General features: G+C 55.4%; 19 protein-coding genes. 5 read left to right on the top strand and 14 right to left on the bottom strand.

Translation table 11 applies throughout. The annotated features are described in order from the left end of the window. The first annotated feature begins 2 nt into the window (after positions 1–2). Together narI and lldD are read left to right on the top strand one after the other, a co-directional pair. A complete protein-coding gene (narI, locus tag N5923_RS21300) occupies positions 3–680 on the top strand; it encodes a respiratory nitrate reductase subunit gamma (protein WP_267144083.1) in 678 nt (225 codons plus the stop codon). 98 nt (positions 681–778) lie between these two features. Further along, complete coding sequence (gene lldD, locus N5923_RS21295) at positions 779–1,921, top strand: FMN-dependent L-lactate dehydrogenase LldD (protein WP_267144084.1); 1,143 nt, start codon at positions 779–781, stop codon at positions 1,919–1,921. A gap of 164 nt (positions 1,922–2,085) precedes the next feature. Here lldD and N5923_RS21290 read toward each other — a convergent pair whose 3' ends face one another. The 6 genes from N5923_RS21290 to N5923_RS21265 all read right to left on the bottom strand — a co-directional run bounded on the left by N5923_RS21290 (position 2,086) and on the right by N5923_RS21265 (position 7,845). Continuing rightward, positions 2,086–2,739, bottom strand: a complete 654-nt coding sequence (locus N5923_RS21290) for an aspartate/glutamate racemase family protein (protein WP_267144085.1) — start codon at positions 2,737–2,739, stop codon at positions 2,086–2,088. Then, positions 2,736–3,155, bottom strand: a complete 420-nt coding sequence (locus N5923_RS21285; RefSeq protein WP_267144086.1) for a GlcG/HbpS family heme-binding protein — start codon at positions 3,153–3,155, stop codon at positions 2,736–2,738. Before N5923_RS21285 ends, N5923_RS21290 begins: the two co-directional genes overlap by 4 nt. Beyond that, a complete protein-coding gene (locus N5923_RS21280; RefSeq protein WP_267144087.1) occupies positions 3,152–4,492 on the bottom strand; it encodes a bile acid:sodium symporter family protein in 1,341 nt (446 codons plus the stop codon). Before N5923_RS21280 ends, N5923_RS21285 begins: the two co-directional genes overlap by 4 nt. Before the next feature lie 22 nt (positions 4,493–4,514). Next, complete coding sequence (locus N5923_RS21275) at positions 4,515–5,327, bottom strand: BKACE family enzyme (protein ID WP_267144088.1); 813 nt, start codon at positions 5,325–5,327, stop codon at positions 4,515–4,517. A gap of 40 nt (positions 5,328–5,367) precedes the next feature. Then, positions 5,368–6,174 (bottom strand): DeoR/GlpR family DNA-binding transcription regulator, encoded by an 807-nt coding sequence (locus N5923_RS21270; RefSeq protein WP_267144089.1) that lies wholly within the window; start codon positions 6,172–6,174, stop codon positions 5,368–5,370. Between the two features lie 234 nt (positions 6,175–6,408). After that, the gene (locus N5923_RS21265) at positions 6,409–7,845 is read right to left on the bottom strand and encodes an MFS transporter (protein WP_267144090.1); all 1,437 of its coding nucleotides are present in this window, start codon (positions 7,843–7,845) and stop codon (positions 6,409–6,411) included. A 330-nt stretch (positions 7,846–8,175) separates the two neighbouring features. Between N5923_RS21265 and N5923_RS21260 the strand changes: the two genes are divergently transcribed. The 3 genes from N5923_RS21260 to N5923_RS21250 all read left to right on the top strand — a co-directional run bounded on the left by N5923_RS21260 (position 8,176) and on the right by N5923_RS21250 (position 9,961). Next, positions 8,176–8,649, top strand: a complete 474-nt coding sequence (locus tag N5923_RS21260; RefSeq protein WP_267144091.1) for a hypothetical protein — start codon at positions 8,176–8,178, stop codon at positions 8,647–8,649. A 9-nt stretch (positions 8,650–8,658) separates the two neighbouring features. Next, the gene (locus N5923_RS21255; RefSeq protein ID WP_267144092.1) at positions 8,659–8,826 is read left to right on the top strand and encodes a hypothetical protein; all 168 of its coding nucleotides are present in this window, start codon (positions 8,659–8,661) and stop codon (positions 8,824–8,826) included. Positions 8,827–8,983: 157 nt separating this feature from the next. Next, positions 8,984–9,961, top strand: a complete 978-nt coding sequence (locus N5923_RS21250) for an apurinic/apyrimidinic endonuclease family protein (RefSeq protein ID WP_267144093.1) — start codon at positions 8,984–8,986, stop codon at positions 9,959–9,961. Positions 9,962–10,207: 246 nt separating this feature from the next. On the opposite strand, the gene glgX is transcribed toward N5923_RS21250, so the two are convergent. The 8 genes from glgX to N5923_RS21210 form a co-directional block, all read right to left on the bottom strand. Beyond that, positions 10,208–12,283: a glycogen debranching protein GlgX gene (gene glgX / locus N5923_RS21245; protein ID WP_267144094.1), complete on the bottom strand. Its 2,076-nt coding sequence runs from the start codon at positions 12,281–12,283 to the stop codon at positions 10,208–10,210. A 70-nt stretch (positions 12,284–12,353) separates the two neighbouring features. Beyond that, the gene (gene treY, locus N5923_RS21240) at positions 12,354–14,888 is read right to left on the bottom strand and encodes a malto-oligosyltrehalose synthase (protein WP_267144095.1); all 2,535 of its coding nucleotides are present in this window, start codon (positions 14,886–14,888) and stop codon (positions 12,354–12,356) included. Next, positions 14,885–16,672, bottom strand: a complete 1,788-nt coding sequence (gene treZ / locus N5923_RS21235; RefSeq protein ID WP_267144096.1) for a malto-oligosyltrehalose trehalohydrolase — start codon at positions 16,670–16,672, stop codon at positions 14,885–14,887. The genes treY and treZ overlap by 4 nt, the downstream gene beginning before the upstream one ends. A gap of 222 nt (positions 16,673–16,894) precedes the next feature. Further along, positions 16,895–17,515 (bottom strand): TetR/AcrR family transcriptional regulator, encoded by a 621-nt coding sequence (locus tag N5923_RS21230; RefSeq protein WP_267144097.1) that lies wholly within the window; start codon positions 17,513–17,515, stop codon positions 16,895–16,897. Between the two features lie 31 nt (positions 17,516–17,546). Continuing rightward, positions 17,547–18,698 carry a pyridoxal phosphate-dependent aminotransferase gene (locus N5923_RS21225; RefSeq protein WP_267144098.1) on the bottom strand — a complete coding sequence of 384 codons (1,152 nt, stop codon included), beginning with the start codon at positions 18,696–18,698 and terminating at the stop codon, positions 17,547–17,549. Between the two features lie 21 nt (positions 18,699–18,719). Continuing rightward, complete coding sequence (locus N5923_RS21220) at positions 18,720–19,529, bottom strand: SDR family oxidoreductase (protein WP_267144099.1); 810 nt, start codon at positions 19,527–19,529, stop codon at positions 18,720–18,722. Positions 19,530–19,533: 4 nt separating this feature from the next. After that, entirely contained in the window at positions 19,534–21,216 is a 1,683-nt protein-coding gene (locus N5923_RS21215; protein WP_267145266.1) for a hydantoinase B/oxoprolinase family protein, read from the bottom strand. After that, positions 21,216–23,303, bottom strand: a complete 2,088-nt coding sequence (locus N5923_RS21210) for a hydantoinase/oxoprolinase family protein (RefSeq protein WP_267144101.1) — start codon at positions 23,301–23,303, stop codon at positions 21,216–21,218. The genes N5923_RS21215 and N5923_RS21210 overlap by 1 nt, the downstream gene beginning before the upstream one ends. Between the last annotated feature and the right edge of the window lie 22 nt (positions 23,304–23,325).

The raw sequence follows: 23,325 nt of genomic DNA, 5'->3' as shown, positions 1-23,325 counted from the left end.
TTATGCATTTTCTCACAAGCTTCTTTTTTGATATTTACCCGTATCTGGCGGGAACGGTATTTCTGGTAGGCAGCTGGCTACGTTATGACTACGGCCAATACAGCTGGCGTGCCGGTTCCAGCCAGATGCTGGATAAAAAGGGCATGCGGCTGGCGTCAAATCTGTTCCACATCGGTATTATCGGCATCTTTTTCGGCCATATTGTTGGCATGCTGACGCCCCACTGGATGTATGAAGCTTTTCTGCCGGTTGAGGTGAAACAAAAACTGGCGATGATTGCTGGTGGCTTCTGTGGGCTGCTGACGCTGGTTGGCGGCGCGCTGTTGCTGAAACGCCGCCTGACTCATGTCCGGGTGCGCGCCACCAGCAGTTTTGGCGATATCGGTATCCTGACGCTGCTGGTAATCCAGGCGAGCCTTGGCCTGCTGACCATTCCGTTCTCCGCGCAGCATATGGATGGCAGCGAGATGATGAAGCTGGTGGGCTGGGCACAGGCGGTGGTGACCTTTCAGGGCGGCGCTTCCGCGCATCTTGACGGTGTGGCGTGGATATTCCGCGTGCATATGGTGCTGGGAATGACACTGTTCCTGCTGTTTCCTTTCTGCCGGCTGGTGCATATCTGGAGCGCGCCGGTGGAGTATCTGACCCGCCGCTACCAGCTGGTGCGTAATCGTCGCTAAGACGATGGCGCATTTTTTTCGGGTTGCGGCACAGGTTTGATTTGGCAGCGTTTTTATCGGCTACACTTGCTGGCTTAGCATCATAGTCAGGAGAGTCGATGATCATTTCTGCTTCTACGGATTACCGTGCCGCCGCCAGGCGCAGGTTGCCGCCATTTCTGTTTCATTACATTGATGGCGGCGCTTACAGTGAACACACCCTCAGGCGTAACACCGCCGATTTAGCCGATATTGCCCTGCGCCAGCGGGTGCTGAAAAATATGGCGGATCTCAGCCTTGAAACCACGCTGTTTGGCGAAAAACTGGCGATGCCGCTGGTGCTGGCGCCTGTCGGCCTGACCGGGATGTATGCGCGTCGCGGCGAGGTGCAGGCGGCGCGCGCGGCGGCGCGCAAGGGGATTCCTTTTACGCTCTCCACGGTTTCCGTCTGTCCGATTGAAGAGGTGGCACCCGCCATCGACCGTCCGATGTGGTTCCAGCTGTATGTCCTGAAAGATCGTGGCTTTATGCGCAATGCGCTGGAGCGCGCTCAGGCTGCCGGGGTGAAAACGCTGGTATTTACCGTCGATATGCCGGTGCCGGGCGCGCGCTACCGTGATGCGCATTCCGGGATGAGTGGCGCTAACGCTGCTTCGCGCCGCATCTTACAGGCGATAACCCATCCGCAGTGGGCGTGGGATGTCGGTTTACACGGTAAGCCGCACGATCTTGGCAATGTGTCCGCTTATCGCGGCCAGCCGACCACGCTGGAGGATTATATTGGCTGGTTAGGGGCGAATTTTGACCCGTCGATTAGCTGGAAAGATCTCGAGTGGATCCGCGAATTCTGGCAGGGGCCGATGATTATCAAGGGCATTCTTGATGCGGAAGACGCGAAAGACGCAGTGCGATTTGGCGCTGACGGTATTGTGGTGTCGAACCACGGTGGCCGTCAGTTGGACGGCGTGCTGTCAACCGCCCGTGCGTTGCCAGCGATTGCGGATGCGGTAAAAGGGGACATTACGATACTGGCGGACTCCGGTATTCGCAGCGGTCTCGACGTGGTGCGGATGATTGCGCTGGGCGCCGACAGCGTTCTGCTGGGGCGCGCCTTTGTCTATGCGCTGGCTACCGCCGGTGAAGCAGGAGTGGTGAATCTGCTGGAGCTGTTTGAAAAAGAGATGCGGGTGGCGATGACCCTGACCGGTGCGAAGTCGATCGCGGATATTGGCCGGCATTCGCTGGTGGGATTGCCACAGTAACTGCTGTGTGATTTGTTTATCCGTATTGATTTAATTAACAAAATATCCGCATGGAAATGATACATCCATAAGGTCAGATGCGTATCGGCCTCGGCATGGGCGGCGTTCTCACCGCCCATAAAATCACCAGTATCACAATGCCCGCATTACGTCCTCGCGTGGCATCAGGCTTCTGCCTGCGTTTTAAGCCAGCGAACGCCGCTTTCAGGCGAGGTGAGCACCGCTACCGGCGGTGGCGGCAGCTGTTGCAGCACGCGCGCCATTGATGCCTGCGCAAGCATCACCACATCAGCATCGGCAAAAGCATTGTTCAGTCCTTCAGCCACTATCTGATCATGCCGGAAGGTATCGCCCTGCAACAGCGCATGGAAGGCCTCCTCCATCAGCAGCGAGCGGATTGTCAGCGGCTGTTCGCTCTGCTGCACTTTACGTTCCAGATACGCGAGGGTCGGTCTCAGGGTCGTCGCTACCGTCGCCAGCACGGTGATACGCCCGCCATGCTGAATCGCGCTATCCACCATCGCACTGTCGATACGTGCCAGTTGCAGGCCGGTCATAAACTGGCACTGCTCCACCGCCGCACCTATGGAAGAGCAGGCGGTGATAAAGATATCGCAGTCGGCTTTTTCCGCAATTCGGATATAACCGGCGATGCGGGCGCTGATTGATGGCGTGACGCCACCGGCTTTCATTACCTGCTTAATCATCGACTCTTCAATCAGATGCATCACGTCCACCTGCGGCATAATATCGCTGGTTAACTGCTGCATCAGCGCCAGCGTGGCTGAGCTGGTGTGAAACATGGCAACTTTTTTCATTGGGCACGCTCCTGACTGATAAAGGCGACCACCGCGGTTGCCGCATCATGATCCTCCCGTGCCGACAGGCCACCGACTGCCACAGCGCCAAGACACTTGCCATCGCGAAGCACCGGCACGCCGCCGGGCAGGGCGGTGAAATGCGGATCGGCAAACCAGCCGATATCCAGTTGCTCCTGTTGCAGACGCTGTAAAAATGCCTGCGTGGTGCAACCGAGACGGCTGCTGGTGCGCGCTTTCTGCTGCGTCAGTGCGATAGTCAGCAACTTCGCCTGATCCATCCGCGCGAAACTCAGCAACTCACCACTGGCGTCACATACCGCCACACTTAGCGCACGCTGCTGATAATCGGTCTGCGCCAGCTGGAGGGCATGTTCCACCGCCTGCCGCGCTTGCTGTAACGTTAACGTCATCATAAGGGTGATCCTTTTGAGAGCTGCTCTGCGGAGCGGGTATGCGCAGCAACTGCCAGTCGCGCATCTTTTTTTCGCCAGTAATTGGCTAACAGCGAACCGCTGACATTACCCAGCGGCGTCATCACCGCCGACGCCAGACCGACGGTCGCCAGTTTACCCATTGCCGCCGCCAGTCCGGAGGCCATGCCGCCGTTCTGTAAGCCAACTTCAAAGGCGACGGTGCGCGCCGACTGGACATCCATGCGGAACAGCCAGCGGCTCATCAGATAACCGATCAGGAAGCCGCCAAGATTGTGCAGCAGCATGGCGAAACAGAGCAGAAAGCCAACCTGTAACAGATTGTCGCGACCGGCCGCCGCCGCGGTAGTGGTGAAGAAAATAATCCCCATCATCGACAGGGTCGGCATCATTATTTGCACCTTTGCCGAACGGCTGTGCAGCCAGTTGTAGAACAGCGCCCAGATAATGCCGCCGGCAGCAAAATTCAGTACCACCGCATACATCTGACTGTCCGCACTGGCGTCGGCGAACAGCTGATCCCAGCCACCGGCAATCATCAATATCAGCCACAGGGCGCAGATCGCCGCCAGCCCCTGAACGATGCGTCTGCCGCGCAAGCTGGCATAGCTTTGCAGATAGTCATGCAGGATGGCGGCACCAATCGGAATCAGCACAATCTTCACCACATCCATCACCATCGCGGTGAGTTTGATATCGATCATCGAGCCTGCCAGCAGTTTCACCCACAACGGCGTCATAAAGGTGGCCGCGAGGGTCGAGACGGCGGCAATCGAGACGGCAAGCGCCAGATTGGCATTAGCGATATACACCATCACCGTCGAGGATAAACCGCTGGGACAGGCGCCAATCAGCAGAATGCCGACCGCCACTTCCGGCGGAAAATTAAACAGCAGGGTGATGGAAAAACCGAGCAACGGCATAATGACAAAGTGGCAGAAGGTGCCGATAAATACCGCCCACGGCATTCTGGCGACGCCGATAAAATCCTGAATAGTCAGTTTGGTGCCCATACTGAACATCGTCAGCTGAATCACCAGGAACACGATCCATTTATGGGTAATATTAAATCCTCCCCAGATAATCAGACCGCTGGCGTAAGTCATGGCGGCAACAAAACCGGCAATAATCCACAGCGTAAACTGATAACTGCGTAGCGCCTGCCAGTAGCCTGCGCCGACGGCAAAACCCGCGCTAAGCATCACCAGCCCTGGCTGCCAGATGGCAGGCGTCTGCACCATGGCGCCCACCAACGCCAGTGCGCCACCAAGGCTGCTGATGCCTAAACCAGTTTTATGGATAACGGAATAAATGGTCATAGCGTATTTCCTTAGCGAGTAATTAGCGTTGCCGTTGTGGAATATTCAGCATCTGACGCGCAAGAGCAGGGCTGGCGACGTTTTTATCCATGCCATAAATAATATTTGCCAGTTTTTCTACCAGACGAAAGTTATGCGCAACTTTCTCGCTGGCATTAATATAATCACTGTCCTCGAATCCGATTCTGACTTCACTGGCGCCCAGCGCGACGGCGGCGGCGATAATATCGAAATTACCACGACCAAAATGGGTGATGCCCCATAAAGCACCGGGCGGGATCATACTGCGCATGGCAATTAACGCCTCAATGGAAGCGGGCGTCGTGCCGCGATGACCGAGAACGATATTCAACAACATCGGTGTTTTAAACTTAATTTTCTGTTGCAGCGCGACAATGTTATTAATCATGCCGATTTCGAATACTTCAAATTCAGGAATAATATTGCGTTCTACAATATTGCGCGCGCAATATTCCACATCCGGCGTGGGATTAAAATAGACCTGATCGCCAAGATTTACTGAGCCAACATTCAGTGAAGCCATCTCAACCCCGGCGCACTCCAGCGGCGCGCAGCGTTGTGCAATCGACATCGCCGATACGCCACCGGTTGAGGCCTGAATAATCAGCCCGGATTGCGCGATCAGCGGCGCGATAGTGGCAGCGAAATCGCGGGTATCTGGCGTCAGACGGCCTTGCTGGTCGCGGACATGTAAATGCACAATTGCCGCGCCATAATCGGTGCAGCCCAGTATTTCTTCGGCAAGTTCTGCAGGTATGACGCGCGGACAGTCCGCGGCAACCGGCGCCAGCGAGATAATGACGTTATCCGACATTTTATTCCTCCGGTACAGAGATGAATTATTTTTAGTGGAATTAACGACCCGTTTTACTCTGTATTACCTCCTTACCGGCAGCAACCAGATGCAATTTAATTGCCAGCAGAGTGATTTCCTGCTGCACATTAAACGGTAATTGCTGGTCGCAAATAATATCCGTCAGTCGGTCCAGCGCGCAGATATGGAACATGCCATATTTGCCAAATTTACTGCTATCTGAAACCAGCACGCGCCGTCGCGAGACATTCAGCACCGCCTCTTTTACCGAGGCTTTGCCTTCGCTGGGTGTCGACATCCCGCGCTCAAGATCCCAGGAGGAGGAGCTGAGAAACGCGACATCGATATTAATGGTGCGAGGAAAACTGGCGGCGCTTTTGCCAAGGCAGGAGCGGTTACGTTGATCCACGAGACCGCCGGTGTGGTAAAGCGTGATATGCGGCATATCCATCAGATAGTGGCTGATGGAGAAATCGTTAGTGACCACCGTCAGGTTAAAACAGTTACTGGCCGCCACCGCTTTCGCAACCTCAAACAGCGAGGTGCCGGCATCAAGATAGAGTGTCTGCCCCGGCTCGATCAGCATTGCCGCCAGCGCGCCCATATTGCGCTTTACCTCATGATGCAGCAGCGCTTTTTCGCGCCAGGGCAGCTCAATCTTTAGCAGGTTATTCAGCTTTACTCCGCCATTAATCGCCACCACTTTGCCTTCTTCCTCCAGTAACTGGATGTCACGCCGCACCGTCATATGCGAAACGTTCATCAGTTCCGCCAGCTCATTAAAAGAGGCGACATTTTTCTCATGAACATAGCGATAGATAAAATCACGCCGCTGATCGGGGATCATCGCCCGCTCCTGTAGTGGTTATAAATTGAGCATATTATTCAGCAGTTATCTTCACATTCATATGATGCTTCTCACAAACAGTCACACGGCCAGATAAATAAATAATGATTCATTTGATTGATTTTAAACAAATATAATTCTGTTGTGGTGTGAAAGGGCATCACAGGCTGATGTGAAAATTCGTGAGTGCCGAGAAAAGAAGTGACAGAAGCTCGCTAAACCGGGCCTGGGGGGTTATTGGCTCTTACCGGAAATATTATGCCCCGCATCCGCGGCAAGTTTACTGATGTCATAAAGCGCAAACGCGGTTATCACGGCGATCGCCACAAACCCCAGCCTGAAATCCATACCACGCCCGGCGGGAAGTCCCAGCCAGCTGCTTAGCCAGCTGCCGGTGCGAATACTGAGCGCCCCCAGCGTCACGCCGAGACCGCTGGCGAGCTGTAATGAGGTGCTGAACAGCGTATTTGCTGAGCTCATCTCCTGCGGCGGCACCTCGGCAAAGGCCAGCGAACTGATCGCGGTAAACTGCATTGAGCGACACAGGCCGCCGATAAACAGCAGCAACAGCGTAATGACAGGTGGCGAGTCTGGCGTCAAAAATGCGCAGCCCAGCAGCGATAATACGCAGACCACGCCATTGCCCATCAGCAGTTTTTTAAAGCCAAAATAGTGAATCAGCGGGGTGGTGGCCGGTTTCATCGCCAGATTACCGGCAAAAACCGCCAGCACCAGCGTACCGGCCTGAAACGCATCCATGCCAAAGCCAACCTGAAACATCAGCGGCAGCATAAACGGCGCTGAACTGATGGTGGCGCGCAGCACAAAACCGCCGCGCATCGTAATGCGAAAGGAGGGGATCGCCAGCGAGCTAAGGCGCACAAGCGGTGTCTGGCAGCGGTGCAAATGTTTTACTGCCCAGATCAGCGCCAGCAGACCCAGCACAATCAGCGTTACTGCCGTCACCGGGTTCAGACTTTCCTGACTAAACATCTCCAGACCTGCCACCAGGCAGAGCATGGTGATCCCCAGCGAGACAAAGCCGATAGCGTCAAACGGGCGGTGTTTATCCGCGCTCTGGTTCGGCATGATGCGCAGCGTCAGCAGGATGGCGATAATGCCCAGCGGAACATTGAGGAAGAAGATCCAGTGCCAGCTGGCATAGGTGGTGATAAACCCGCCCAGCGGCGGACCGAGAATCGGCGCTACCAGCGCAGGCCAGGTTAACGTGGCGATGGCCTTAATCAGATGCTCTTTTTTAGTGGTGCGCAGCACCACCAGCCGCCCGACCGGCACCATCATCGCGCCGCCGACTCCCTGCAAAATGCGCATCAGCACAAATTCGCTGACGTTATGCGTCAGGCCGCAGAACAGAGAGGAGAGGGTAAAAATCAGCAGCGCAAGGCTGAACACATTGCGGCCGCCAAAACGTTCAGCGACCCAGCCACTGGCCGGGATCAGCACCGCCAGCGTTAACAGATAAGCGCTGATGCCAATATTAAGGTCGACCGCGGAGACGCCGAAGGCGGTTGCCATCTGCGGCAAGGCAGTGGCAATGACGGTGCCATCAAGAAACTCCATAAAAAAGGCACTGGCAACCAGTAGCGCTACCGCTGAAACACCACCTGCATCCGCCTCCGGCCTGCGTTGAGGTTTTTCTGCTAAACCCATGCCACACCCTCTGTTATCCCCTTACTCACGCGCCAACAAAGGTATGATAAGTTTGAAAATCTGTTACACCAAAAAATGCGCTAACGGCGCAGTAACGCCCTTAACCATCACTTTTATGACCTTTTATTTATTTGCATCAAATAAACACGCTTAGCCGCTTACCAGGGGCGGGATGTAACCCTGGATATCTTTCCCGTGCCAGTTATCTATTTTTTGCGGCGCAACGCGACACTCTTTCACGGCGCCACACCTTATGAGTGTTCTTATTCCTGGCATGTGATATTGATATTTTAACAATGGAGGTATTCAGATAACAGCCAGGAGGGCGCCGTGACGACATACCAAATTAACTATGATTTTGGTCAGACAAATTTAAAGTCGATAACGGATGCAATAAAAGATTTGAATGTTGGCAAGGATACAGAGATAATCATTTTTAACAATGCAGGGGGGAGTGCGCAGCTTGCCGTAGATTTAACTCACGCAATAATATTCTCCGAAGCTATTAGCATTAAAATAATTGTTGTTGGCTTTGCGCACTCTGCGGCGGCATTTGTCGTAATGAGTGTCTATATGTATGGATCAGGAAATGTAAACATCACTTTCCCTGAACCCATTTCGCTTATGTACCATCGGCCAAGGCAAATCAACCCGAAAACTGGCTTGTCATACTTTGATTTACATTCTGAAATCTGTATTGAGTATGACAAGCTGATGAACAAGTGGATAAAGCGTTTCGAGGTCAGTTATAATGATCAGGAAGCTTATTACACTAATCATGAATATGTCGTTATCATTAAGTGAGGGATAATTATGATTCAAATTATTACACTTACCGGAAAAAAACGTCCATTTTTACCTGTTCCGGAATGGTTCAGCAAACCTGTTAGTGGCGAGGAGGCGATGAAACGAGCAAAGGCCTATGATGAGAGAATGGAACTCGTCTCTCAGGGGCGGGAACTATCAACGTTAGCGAAATAGATCCGGCACGTCATCTATTTTGAACGAACGAAACAGATCATAAACCGGATCACTCAGGGCCGTCATTAGCGGCCTTTTTAGTCGATTAGGGAAAAGGAAAGCCCAAAAAATCCAGTTAGTTGCTAAACTTACGCGAAGTTTATCAAAAGGTGGGTTTATGAAACTGGGCTTTGCTTGCAAATTTCTTAATGCAGAACTATCGCAGCCTTTTCCTTTCCGGGCCACAACACGTAAAAGGTTCCTGGGATTAGAGAATAAAGAAAGAATCGCGTTGATAGCTGAAATTTCAACCCTGAATTTAACTAACCTGCTGCTGGTTCTCCGGCAACTGGCATTAGCGCCTGAAGCACTTCGAATGATGAGGATTGGCAGTGATTTACTGCCACTCTATACCGTCCCGGAAGCCACCGTTTTATATCATGATTTCCTGCCTGATTTAACGCCATTGTTTGCCGAATGTGGTGAGTTCGCCAGACAGCATAATATCCGGCTCTCCTTCCACCCGGGTCAATATACGGTGCTGGCATCAGATAACCCCTTAGTCGTCGCAAGAGCGATTGAAGATGTTGAATACCATGCTCTGTGCGCAAAACTGATGGGCTATGGTAAACATTTCCAGGATTTCAAAATCAATATCCATATGAACGGCAAACAGGGTTTTGCCGGGTTTAGTGAGGCTTTCGCTAAACTGAGTCCTGAAGCAAAGCGAATGTTAACGGTGGAAAACGATGAAATTTCCTGTTCACTGGATGACGTATTGCAGGCCGCAGAGTTATGTCCGGTGGTGCTGGATATTCATCACCACTGGGTAAAGGAAAACCAGTTTATTCTGCCAGATGATCCGCGTATCGCTTTAATTAAAGCCTCATGGCGTGGTGTCAGACCGGTTTTACACTATTCGATCTCTCAGGAGGGGTTGATTCCCGCGCAGGGTTTTCCGGACCAGAATACTCTCGGATTATCAAAAACAAAATTCAGGGCGCATTCGGATTATTATTTCAACCCTACATTAAATGACTGGGCTTTATCATTTACTGATTTTGATATTATGTGTGAAGTGAAAATGAAAAATATTGCCAGAGAGCGTTTGTATGATTATGCGCGGTTGCATTCTGTTAAGTTTGCAGAGCATTAACCATCGGGCGCGCATATTCCGGTGATTTAAGGGGAATACCTTTAAAACAGTCGGTTAAAGTTATTATTGTGATATGGGATGTTTGTACGGGCGGCGAGAACGCCGCCCGTGCCGATGACGTGCACAATGGCGGTGCGGCAGTTTGTGCATGATTCGATAAATCAGAGGCGAGGCAAATGTTGTTGAAAACAAATGCCAGTGGTTGAGGGATCGGTCAAGCCTCTGATATTTACGTTACATTGCAGCTTATGGCCGCCTGAACAGTGCCATGCTGCGGCCTGCCAGTTCGAAATCCTTTTCACGGGTGATAACGATGCCGTGCTGTGCGCTGTCACAGGTAGTGAGTTCCAGCACCCAGCCGCCCTCGCCAAACTGTGGGATACGGAACGGTACAGTGCCTTCGAAGGGATTAAGCAGCATCAGCACGTCATGCCAGATACCCTCTTCGGTTTGCAGGTCCGGGCGGCCGATATAGACCCCGAGCGTCGAACCCTCATCCCAGTGTTCAGACTGCTGAAAACCACCGCCGGCATTAAACCATTTAATATCCATACCATCGCGCCAGCTCTCGCGGCGCAGCAGCGGCTGTTCGGCGCGTAGCCGGATAACCCGGCGGGTAAACTCACGTAGCGACTCACTGCTTTCCGGCAGATTTTCCCAATGGATCCAGGAAATCTCGCTGTCCTGACAATAGCCATTATTGTTACCCATCTGGCTGCGGCCAAACTCATCACCGGCCAGCAGCATCGGCGTGCCATGGGAAAAGAACAGCGTGGCGAGGAAATTGCGTTTCTGGCGATCGCGCACCGCATTAATCTCGTTATCGGTGGTCGGGCCTTCAGCGCCATAGTTATACGAACGATTGTCATTATGACCGTCGTTATTATCTTCGCCATTCGCCTCATTATGCTTTTCATTGTACGACACCAGATCGTTGAGGGTGAAGCCGTCATGAGCGGTGATAAAGTTGACGCTCGCCCACGGCCGACGGCCGCGCTGATCGTAGAGATCGCCTGATCCGAGCAGGCGGGCGGCGAAATCGGTTGAGACATTGTCCCCCAGCCAGTATTCGCGCACCGTATCGCGATATTTATCATTCCACTCGGCCCAGCCTGGCGGAAAGCCGCCAACCTGATAACCACCGGGGCCGATATCCCAGGGTTCGCCAATCAGCTTCAGTTTCGACAGCACCGGATCCTGCATGATTGCGTCGAAAAAGCCGCCGCGCTCATCAAAACCTTCCGGCTCGCGGCCAAGAATAGTACCGAGATCAAAGCGGAAGCCGTCGATATGCATCGATTCCGCCCAGTATCGCAGCGAATCCATAATCATCTGTAACACGCGCGGGTGTGAGGTGTTGACGGTATTACCGGTGCCGGTGTCATTAATATAATAGCGGTGCTGCTCAGGCATGGTGCGGTAATAGGAGAAGTTATCGATACCCTTGAGCGACAGCGTCGGGCCAAGCTCGTTGCCTTCCGCGGTGTGATTGTAGACCACATCAAGGATCACCTCGATACCGGCATCATGGAACGCCCGCACCATATCGCGAAAGCCCTGGATGCCGTTTGGTCCGAAATAGCGCGACGCGGGCGCGAAGAAGGCGAGGGTGTTATAACCCCAGAAATTCTTCAGTCCCTTTTCGAGCAGATGGTGATCGTCCGGGAACCAGTGAACCGGCAGCAGCTCGACCGACGTGATACCGAGACTTTTGATGTAATCAACCGACGCCTGGTGACCCATACCTTCGTAAGTGCCGCGCAACGCTTCAGGCAGCGCGGGATTGAGCTGGGTAAAACCCTTTACATGGGTTTCATAGACCACCGCTTGCGGCCAGGCAATGGTCGGGCGGTTCTCGTCATGCCAGTCGAATTCTTCAGGATCAATAACCCGGCACTTTGGCATAAATGGCGCACTGTCGCGGGTGTCAAAGCTCAGATCTTTATCTTCATGCAGCAGGTCATAGGCGAAGTGCGCATCGTCCCACGCAATATCGCCAGCAAGTTCGCGCGCATAAGGGTCGATAAGCAGCTTGTTGGGGTTAAAACGATGGCCGTTTTCCGGGTCATAAGGGCCATGCACACGATAGCCGTACAGTGCGCCGGGTTGTAAACCTGGCACATAACCATGCCAGATCTCATGGGTGTATTCCGGCAGCTCAAGTTTTGCGATCTCAATTTTTCCGCTCGGATCGTAGAGGCACAGCTCGACACGTTCCGCATGTGCCGAGAAAATCGCAAAGTTAACCCCTTCGCCATCGAAATTGGCGCCGAGAGGATGACCAGACCCGCTGGTGATAGTAAAAACTGTATCGTTTGACATTCGTCCCTCGCCATTAAATGAAGAAATTTCACGAATTACATTGATTTATAACGTTTTTATTTCAACAAAATCATTCGCTTAACAGGACGAGCGCTGCGCTACCATCGAATAGCGCCAGGTTGATCCGGTCATCGGGAAATATTACTTCTCCAGTCAGAATGTCACGGTAGCGGCGGTTAGCGAGCCGCGCGGCCAGGGGGATTTCCGTCTGCGGCCAGCGTATCGCAAAAGGTCCGGCAGGACTCTCTTCAAGGGCTGCAAACATCAGGCGCGGGGCGATAACGATTAGCACAGCATCGTTTTCTGTCCGGGCGAAGGCGAGGACGTTTTCCGCCTGCTGGCCGCTGGCGGCGAGCGGTAGGTAGTCGCCATAACGAAACAACGTCGGTGCATGCTGGCGGCAACGTAGCAGCCTGGCGATGATATGCTGATTGAGACGGCCATTCAGCCAGTTCTGCTGCGCGGTGAAATTCGGTTTTTCATTTTCAGCCAGCTGCCGGGCGAGCGCGGCGAAATCAGGTTCACGCCGGTTATCGGGATCGACAAGGCTGAAATCCAGCGCCTCGCTACCCTGGTAGATATCCGGCACGCCCGGCGCGGTTAGCTTGACGATGGTCTGGGTGAGACTGTTGACCAGACCGGCGCGAATAAAGGGTTGCAGCGTGGCGGCAAAATCCTGCAGAAAAGTCTGGTTAGCCGGTGACAGCAGCTGGCGGGCATAGTCGATCACTGCCTGCTCATAAGCGTCGTTGCTGTCGCCCCAGTTAGTGCGCTGCTTGGCTTCGCGCAGCGCTTTTTCCACATACACCACAAAGCGTTCTTCCAGCGCCTTCAGGCCCGCTTCGTCGGTCGGCTGCAGCGTGGTCGGCCAGACCCCGGCCAGCGCCTGATAGAGCATCCATTCGACCACCGGCTTCGGTGCCACGCCATCAATGAGCACTTTGACGCTGGCGTGATTCATCTCGCGCCAGCGGGCGATACATTCAGCCCAGCGCTGCGGCGCTTCGGTCAGCGTGCAGAGCCGTGCGCGGGCATCCTCGCCGCGTTTGGTATCATGGGTGGACGTGCCGGAAAGCGCATCGGGCTGCCGTTGCAGCCGCGTTTTCATCTCCGCGTGGAAGCGATCAAGCGAGAAAGCGGTCGGCACCGGTTCTGCGCCGACTTCGTTGAGCGCCAGCGCCATATTCTGGCGGTAGAACAGCGTATCCTCCACCGATTTCGCCATCAGTGGGCCGGTCAGTTGCTGGAATCGGGTGCGGAAGGTGGCGGCATCACTGGAGGCCGTTGTTGACACCTCACCGGCAAGAATGCGGATCAGGAAATCGAGCGCCGCGGTATCAGGCGCATATGCGCTGGTTTTAACCTTGTTCGCCACCTTTTGCAGCAGCTGATTGTCAGCCGCAGTCATTCCTTGTGGCGTGCCGTAACTGCGATAGACCGGGAAAGCGATCAGCAGTTCGCGCAGAGCCGCGCGGGTGGTTTTCTCGTCTGAGGTGAGGGCATCGATGCTGGCAATCTTTATCGCCAGCTTTAGCAGCGTGGCGAATTCACCGGCGAAATTCTTATCCACCATTAATAACTTAGCTGCGCGCAGTTCGGCTTTCATATCCACCGGCCTGCCAACTACTGCCTCATAAGCCTTGCGCAGGCTGTCGATCTTCGCGCCATCTACCAGCGCATCGGTGACTGCGGACATAAATTCGTAACCGGTGGTGCCGGAAATCGGCCACTCTGGCGGAAGTTGCTCGCCCTCGCCAAGGATCTTTTCGACCGTGATATAGCAGTCAGACCCGGTCTGCCGACGCAGCAGATCGAGATAAGCTTTCGGGTCGGCAAGCCCGTCGATATGGTCAACGCGCAGTCCGTCAACCGCGCCACAATCCACCAGTTCGAGGATCAGCCGATGGGTATCGTCAAACACCGCGCGATCCTCGACCCGCATGCCCACCAGTCCGGTCACCTCAAAGAAGCGGCGATAAGAGAGGTCATGCGACGCATCGCGCCAGCTCATCAGCCGCCACGGCTGGCGATCGTGCAGTTCAGCGATCTGCGCTTTGTCGGTCAGACTGAAGACGTCAGCTTCGCGACCCTGCCAGCTGGCCGGGGTCAGCGGATAGAAGCTTTCGTAACAGGCGAAAGCGGGCCTGCCGCTGTTCGGATCAGGCTTTACGGCAATGTCGCCGTTTGCCAGCAGTGCCTCAAAGCTATCGCCAAGGAACGGCAAAGTCAGGCGGCGCGACCAGTCGATATCAAAATGCCGGGCATAGTGGCTGTTTTCGCCATTTTCAATCACATCACGCCACCACGCATTTTCCAGCGAGGCGGCCATATGGTTTGGCACGATGTCGAGAATTAGCCCGAGACCTGCGCCATGCAGCGCCTTCACCATACGGTCAAAGCCCGGGCGGCCACCAATTGAAGGCTCGATCTGGTTAACGTCGGTCACGTCGTAGCCATGCGTCGAACCGGTTGTAGCGGTGAAAATGGGCGAAGCATACAGATGCGTAATGCCAAGCCGGTGTAAATAGGGCACCAGCTCCGCTGCGCGGTCGAAAGTCATGCCATTGCGGAACTGAATACGGTAAGTAGCGCCAGGGATTTTCATGCAGCGTCTCCCGGAGCAAGGCGGACGACAATGGCGTTCTGTGGCAGGCTATCGGCTGCTGGCGGCCAGGCGAAGAGTATCTCGCCGGGCTGGTCAGGTAATGGCCGGGTCTGCTTACTGATATTCAGCGCCATCGACAACATACCTTGCGGGAACGTCCAGCTGACCGCGAAAAAGCCTGGCGCCGTCGCCACCACCTTGCCAGCATTACCGCCCGCGCTGGCAAGCAACGGCAGGATAACTTGCTGACGCAGCGCCAGCAGCTCCCGGCTTAGCGCCAGCCATGCCTTACCCTCCTTGCTGTCTGGCTTACGCCAGTCCAGTTTCGACTTTTCAAAGGTGGTGCTGGCATTAGGATCGGGCACGCTTTCACCCTTATGACCAGCATGATCCGCAAACTCTTTTGCGCGACCCTCGCGTACGGCGCGGGCGAGATCGCCATGAAAATCGGTAAAGAACAGGAAAGGATTGGTTTCGCCATACTCCTCGCCCATAAACAGCAGCGGGATATGCGGTGAGAGCAGCAGCGTGGCCAGCAGCAGCCGGGTGCGATCGGCGCCAGCCAGGGTAATCAGTCTCTCCCCCTGCGCGCGGTTGCCTGTCTGGTCATGGTTCTGGATAAAATCCACAAAGGCGACCGGCGGCTGGCTGGCGCTTTTCACGCCGCGCGGTTCGCCGCTGTGTGGCGATACCTCGCCCTGATACGCGAAACCTTGCGTCAGCACCCGGGCAATCAGCTTTTCCGGCTCACTGGCAAAATCCTGGTAATACGCATGCGTCTCGCCGGTAGCGAAAACATGCATGGCGTTGTGGAAATCATCGTTCCATTCACCGCTGAATAGCGGCACGGAACCATCCTGCTCGCGCGGATGCAGGAAGATCACATTGCGGCTGTCTTCGGTGGTCAGATGGACCGGGCGGTCAGTGATTTCGGCGCGGATGCGCTCCGCGATCTCGATAAGCACATGCTTAGGGGAAATATCCTCGATCTGGTCGATGGCGTCGAAGCGCAGGCCGTCAAGATTAAACTCCTTCAGCCAGTAAAGCGGCGCCTCAACGATATAACGGCGGGCCGCATCGACATCATAAGCGATACCCGCGCCCCACGGCGTCATCCGTTCCTTATGGAAGAAGTCCGGTGCCAGCAGCGGCAGATAATTGCCTTCCGGGCCAAAATGGTTGAGCACGATATCAAGCACCACCGACAGGCCATAACCATGGGCGGCATCGACGAAAGCCTTAACATCATCCGGTGTGCCATAGGCGGAATGGGGGGCGTAGAGCAGCACGCCGTCATAGCCCCAGCCACGATTGCCGCCAAACTGCGCAAGGGGCAGCAGCTCGATCATGGTGATGCCGAGTTCAGCAAGCCGCGGTAGTTTTGCCACCGCCGCCTGCAATGTCCCTTCCGGCGTAAAGGTGCCAATATGCAGCTCGTAGACCACCGTTTCCTGCCACGGGCGGCCGCGCCATGCGGTGTTCTGCCACTGATAGCCGGTGGGGTCGATAACCAGCGAAGGGCCGTTGACATCCGCCTGCTGCGCGCGGGAAGCCGGATCCGGCACGACGGTGCCATCGGCGAGGACAAAATTATACTCCGCGCCAGCCGCAACATCGGTTGCCTGCTGTTCAAACCAGCCGTCGCCGTGCGGCATCATCTCCAGTTCTTCGCCGGAGAGTCGGAGTGTTACGCTGTGCTGGCCAGTGGCCCAGAGACGAAAGCGAACCGTACCGGGGGAAACGTATTCGGCGCCCCAGCTTTTCAGAAATGCCCTGGATTCCATGCAATGGCCTCTTTTGATCCAGCAGTGAGTAGTGGACGACAGCACGTAATGGTGGTTGCAGCCTCAGGCGACATACCACCAATAATCATAGACTAAGAAATGGACAATTCTCTGTGCAGCACGTTGTTATTCTCTCTGGCTGCTCACGACCTGGCAGAAACGCCAGCGCAGAACGCACTGGCGTGATCGTCGATACCCTGGCGGGTTGCTGATACGGCGGGATTATTTGCTGCGGCAGGCGCCGGTGGTGAATTCATTGGCTGTAGCAAAACCCCGCAGGCCACCGACCAGAACGGACATCAGCTGGCTGCCCACCTGTTTCTCCGTCAGACCGACGGTATCGAGCAGGTCGAATATCTCTCGCGGGTCAAACAGGATATTCCAGAGGAAAACGGCTTTATCACCAATATCCGGCAGATCCATCTCTTCCATCGCTTCGCGCAGTGCCGGACGTACCGCATTGGCCTGAACCAGCAGGTATTCAGCGCCTTCCCATAAACGTTCCAGGTAACCACGCCGGTTGCGCATTGGCACCATTGCGGCGCCGCGTTCGCGCACCAGCCTGATCCAGTAACGGCTGACCCGCTCCAGTTTCTGCAGTCCATCGCACTGTTGCTGCTGGCTGTACTCCAGCAGCAGCTGGCCCACTTCCTGACGGTAAGTATTCAGCACTTCTTCTACCGAAGTAAACTGACGATAGGCGGTCGCCACGGAAACACCGGCTTCGCTGGCAATTTCCGTCATGCTTATCGGCGTGTCGGATCGCTCAAACAATCTGGCCGCGGCCTGGATAAGATTCCTGCGATTTCTTTCGGTATCACTGCGCATCATTTTTCCCGTCATTATCGGTTCTGGTTCCTGTGACGACCTGTGGTTACTTAAGCCCCGCCAGACCACGCTTCAGGCGGCGAATGCCCTCTGCAATCGCTTCACTGCTGGCCGCATACGAAAGACGAATATGGCCTTCGCCTGCGGCGCCAAATTCACTGCCAGGCCTGACGGCAATACCCTGTTCACGCAGTAATGCCACCATATCAATCGCCGGAACCGGCAACGAGTATGACGGGAAGCAGTAAAACGCCCCCTCCGGTTGGTTGAGGCTCAGCTCTGGGATAGCCTGCAAGCCGGTTATCATCAGCTGGCGACGTTCACGATAGATATCATACATTCGTTTGACGTCATCTTTGCACTCGCGGATAGCCACCAGCGCTGCTCGCTGCACCGCACTGTTAACGGAGCCGTTCACCGTATTATGAACACGGGCGGCGGCTTTAATCATCGCTGCCGGTCCGGCCAGATAGCCCACGCGCCAGCCGGTCATGGCATAACTTTTGGAAAATGTCTGGCAATAGAGGGTACGCCCCTGGAATGCGGCGACCTGCAAAACCGACGTAAATGGACGATCGGTAAATACCAGATCACTGTAGGCTTCGTCGGCGATAACCAGCGTATCGTAACGCTTCACCAGCTTACCGAGTGTCTCAATCTCTTCACGGCTATGGACGATACCGGTTGGATTGCCCGGGTTGCAGAAGATAAACAGTCTGGCGTCTTCAAGCGCCAGCGCCAGACGATCCAGATCCCAGTGCAGGTCAGCACGGCAGGGCATGGGTACGCAAATCCCGCCCGCCATATTGACCAAATCAGCATACAGCGAGTAGGTGGGGTCCGGGATAACCACCCGATCGCCGGGATTGACGATGGACAGGATCGCCGCGGCCAGTCCGGCCGTTCCGCCGTGGGTCACCAGGATCTCGTCCGCTTTTACCGCATTGCCACTCTGCCCGGAAACCTCGTACGCCAGCGCCTGACAGAGCGCACTATCCCCCAGCAGCGGCGCATAATGGGTAAAACCGGCGTTCAGTGCCTCTACCGCCGCCTGCACAATACGTGGTGGCGTGTCGAAATCAGGCTCGCCCATTGCCAGCGACACCATATCGCCGGTTGATGCCGGTTGTTGCACACGCATTGAGTTGCGTTCGACACGTAATACCGCCTCAGCGGCCTTAAACAGAGAAGATGACATGCTGTACCTTATAAAATGGGATCAGAGGTGGTTTTCACGTTCGGCAACAGATTCCGGCGGCGCATTTTTCCAGCGGCTGCTCTCAAGGTCGCTGCTGATATCGCGCTGGAACGTCGGGGCGACAACAAGCTCTTCGATAACCGTGCGTGCTGGCAGGCAGGCGCATAGCATAATGGCTTCCGCCACATCTTCCGGTTGCACCATATTATCGCGGACGCTTTGCTGTGGCGGGTTGGCGCGGTTATCCATTATTGGCGTATTCACCTCACCGGGCAGAATACAGGTCGAACGTATGCCATCATTACGAAAGGTGTTATGCAGGTAAGTCATAAAGTTACGCACCCCGGCTTTGGCTGCGCCATAGGCAGCGCCACCGAGCAGATTGGGTCGCAATGCGGCCAGTGATGACACCGTGATAATGGTGCCGCTTTTACGGCTAAGCATCTCCGGCAGAACCGCCTGGGTCAGCAGAAAAACCGCCTTCAGGTTCACATCCTGCACCTGTTGCCATTCAGCCTCCTCAATCCAGCGAGCGTTCAGCGTATTGCTGGCGCTGCCAGCGTTATTGACCAGAATATCAATCGGCCCAATTTCATTGCCAACGAAGCTGATCAGGGCTGCGACCTGTTGTTGGCTGGTGATATCCGTTGCACAGGACCAGGCCTTGCCGCCCTGAGCGCGCAATTCAGTTACCAGCGTGGTAAGAACCTCCTGACGACGCCCAACCAGCACCACGCTGGCGCCGCGAGCCGCAAAACCTGCGGCGGCGGCTTTACCGATTCCGCTTCCGGCACCCGTGACAACGACAACTTTACCCTTCAGTGACTGCATCGTTTTATCCTCTGATTAACTTTTTAATATCAATACCGTAATCACGCTGTGCGCCCGCTTCAGTGATATAGCCTTCCTGCAGATCCCACAGAATGGCCTGAATATCACGCTCGTCGACCGGCATTTTTCCACCGCCGCCTGGCATCTGAATGGTCACTTCATCACCAGGGAAAACATCGTGACGACCAACCGGTTTGGCCAGCGATTCGCCATTAATCGCCACGGTGTTAGGCGCGCCTGACGCCGCACCCAGCACGCCTTCAGCTGCGTGTTTTTGACGTGAATAGAACATGCTGTGGGAGAGGGGGTATTGACTGGTATTACGGATCACCATGCGTTGAGCAACGCCGCCGCGGTAACGTCCTGCGCCGCCGGAATCAGGCACAATGGCTTTTTCCAGAAACAGCAGCGGCGTGGCGGACTCAATCAGTTCAACCGGCGTCGATGACATATTGCCCGGGAAACCGGTGACAATGCCGTCAGCCGACGGACGAGCGCCGGTGCCACCGTTAACACACAGGCTTTCGACAAAGCGTCTGCCGTCATCAAACTGACCGGCGAAGACGTCACAGGTTACCGGCGCGCTGCCGGAGTGGCCCATCACCCGCTCAGGCATGATTGCAGACAACGCAGTAAAGATCGCCGCGTGCGCCATATGGCCGACACGATTGCGCATTTCAACCGCACAGGGGGGACGCGCGTTGGCAATCGAGCCTTCCGGCGCAGTGACGGTGATCGATCTGAAACAACCTTCGTTATTAGGCAGGTTGGGTTCCAGCAGACATTTCAGCGGATAGACGCTGTAGGCATAAGTGAACGACATCGGACAGTTACTGCCAAATAATGACTCTGCTGATGAACCGGCGTAGTCGATCACAATCGTGCTGCCAGCAACGATAACCGCGACCTGAAGATGGATATCGCCTTCATAATCGCCGATATCGACAGCGGCTTCATAACGACCATCAGGCACCGCCTCGATAGCTTTGCGCATCGCGTTTTCCGTCAGCGTATGAATTTTTTCTGCCAGCGGCGACACCGATTCCAGCTGCAAATCATCCATCAGTCCGAGCAGACCCCTGGCGCCAATCTGGTTGGCTGCCAGCATGGCATGAAGATCGCCCTCGACCTGATCGGGTGAACGAACGTTAGCCAGAAACAGGTCAAGCAACTGCTGGTTAATCTCGCCCGCAATCATCAGTTTGCTGGGCGGGATAAGAAAGCCTTCCTCAAACATATCGCGCGATGAGCCCATATTGAGCGAGCCGCCGATATCAGACATATGCGCAGCCGCGCCGGTAAAGGCCACCAGTGTCCCGTTACGGAATACCGGCGTCACTACGGTGACATCATTCAGATGACCGGTACCCAGCCAGGGATCGTTGGTGATCAGACTGTCACCGGGTTTCAGCGTCTCTGCCGGGAATTTTGCCAGCAGATGACGAACCGTTGCCGGCAGGGTGCCGATAAAGACCGGCACACTGGTTTTCGGCTGGGCCAGCGAATTGCCGCTGGCATCCATCAGCAGACAGGAGTAATCGCCGACCTCGCGGATAATGCTGGAAAACGCCATATTGACCAGGGTTGCTGCGGCCTCTTCCGAAATACTGACCAGACGGTCCCAGGTAATACGCAGGCTGATCGGATCATCGAGAAATTTCAAATTATCAGGGGATGCAGAAGTCATTAGTTCAGCTCCATCAAAATATTGCCTTGCTCATCCAGCTTTGCCGTCGCGCCTGGACCGATATAGATCGCACACTCTTTTTCCTGCAATAACGCCGGGCCATGCACCGATTCACCGCTTACCAACAGGCTGCGGGGGATCACGCGGCAGGGGCGGTAACCCTGCTCGCGGCCAAGATAAACCTGCAAGGTTTTTTCTCTGGCGTCCGCTTCAGGCTGCTGCAACTTGTCAGTGGTATTCAGTTTCGGTGGCGTGGTCTGTACCCGGCCGCGCCAGTTGACCACTTCCACTCCCTGGCCTGACAGGATGCGGCCAAAGCGCGCCAGATGGGCGGCTTCAAACGCATCTACCAGCGCCGCGGTATCGCCTTCTTGCAGGAAGGCAGGCGGCAGCGTCACGGTCAGTTCAGAGCCCTGACCGATATAACGCACCCCGGCGAGTTTTTGCTGCGTGGCGCTGGCGGGATCAACATTTGCGGCGGCCAGCGTAGTAAAGGCTTCGTCAAATCCTTCGGCGAACAGCGCGTTGATACGGGCGATATCAATGCCAGCCAGCAGGCGACAGCGATCGCTGCGAACAAAGTCGGCACTCGGTGGGGCGGTAAGCAGTCCGAAAGCAGAATAGACACCCGCGCCATTCGGGAAACAGACGCGCTTCACGCTGAGCTGTTTCGCCAGTGACCAGGCGTGACTCGGACCCGCGCCGCCAAATGCCAGCATCATCATTTGTGACGGGCTGACATTTTTCTCCACAGAATGGGTTCGCAGCGCTTCAGACATTTTGCTGTTAGCCACTTCATGGATGCCCCAGGCGGCATCCTCAATGCTGAGTCCCAGGGGGTGCGCTATCCGCCGGATCGCCTGGCGAGCCGCTGCCACGTCAAGCTGCATGCGGCCGCCGAGGAACGCATCAGGATCCAGTAATCCCAGCACCAGATTGGCGTCAGTGACCGTCGGTTGTTCGCCGCCACGGCCATAGCAGGCCGGGCCGGGCCAGGCGCTGGCGCTCTCCGGGCCAATTTCAAGCAGACCGAGCGAGTCAACGCGGGCAATGCTGCCGCCGCCAGCGCCGATTTCGATCATATCGACAACCGGCAACTTGACCGGCAGACCGCTGCCTTTCAGCAAGCGGTCCGCGCGACCCACTTCATAATCGGTGGTGATAGAAGGTTCACCGTCGCGCACCACACAGGCTTTCGCGGTGGTGCCGCCCATATCAAATGCCAGTACCTGATGTTCGTGGTTGGCACGGGCGAAAGCCGCGGTGGCGACGATACCGCCAGCGGGGCCGGATTCGATAATCCGTGTCGGATAGTCCGCCGCCACCTGTGGCGCCATCAGACCACCGTTCGAGCCCATCACCAGCCACTCGCAGGTAAACCCCCCTGCGCGCAGTTTGTTCTCCAGGCGCGCCATATAGCGACGGGCTTTGGGCTGGACAAAGGCGTTCATCGCCGTCAGCACCCCACGGTCATATTCGCGGATCTCGCGGGAGACTTTATGTGAGACTGAAATTGAGACGCCGGGCAGTTCGGCGGTCAGAATCGCTTCAATCTGGTTCTCATGGTCCGGCCAGGCATAGGCATGCATACAGAGTACGGCGACCGCTTCATAACCTTTAGCGCGAAGATCGGCCGCTAACCTCACCACCTCCGCCGCATCGAGGGGCGTGATAATCTCGCCGCTGGCGGTAACCCTTTCATTAATCTCATAAGCCTGCGAGCGTGGTATCAGCGGCTGGGCGGGCGCGCCGTTGAGATCATAGATGTCATAACGGTATTCACGTCCCAGCACCAGTACATCGCGAAAACCCCGCGTTACCACCAGCGCGGTTTTCGCCCCCCTGCGTTCAAGCAGCGCATTAATCGCCAGCGTGGTGCCGTGGGTTATGGTGTGAATATCGCTCGCTTTCAGTCCTGCCATCTCTGTCAGTTGGGTCAGACCGGTATAAGCGCCTTCCGAAGGATCCTCCGGCGTGGTCAGCGTTTTGTGGCGCAGTGCTTCGCCGGAAATGTCATTGAGCAGCACCAGATCAGTGAAGGTGCCACCAATATCAAACCCTATACGCCAGGGTGATGCGTTTTTCATATTGACCTCGAATACCAGAATG

Source organism: Winslowiella arboricola (assembly GCF_025527015.1).
GTDB classification, from domain to species: Bacteria; Pseudomonadota; Gammaproteobacteria; order Enterobacterales; family Enterobacteriaceae; genus Erwinia; species Erwinia arboricola.
This window is presented reverse-complemented; position numbering and strand designations above follow the sequence as displayed.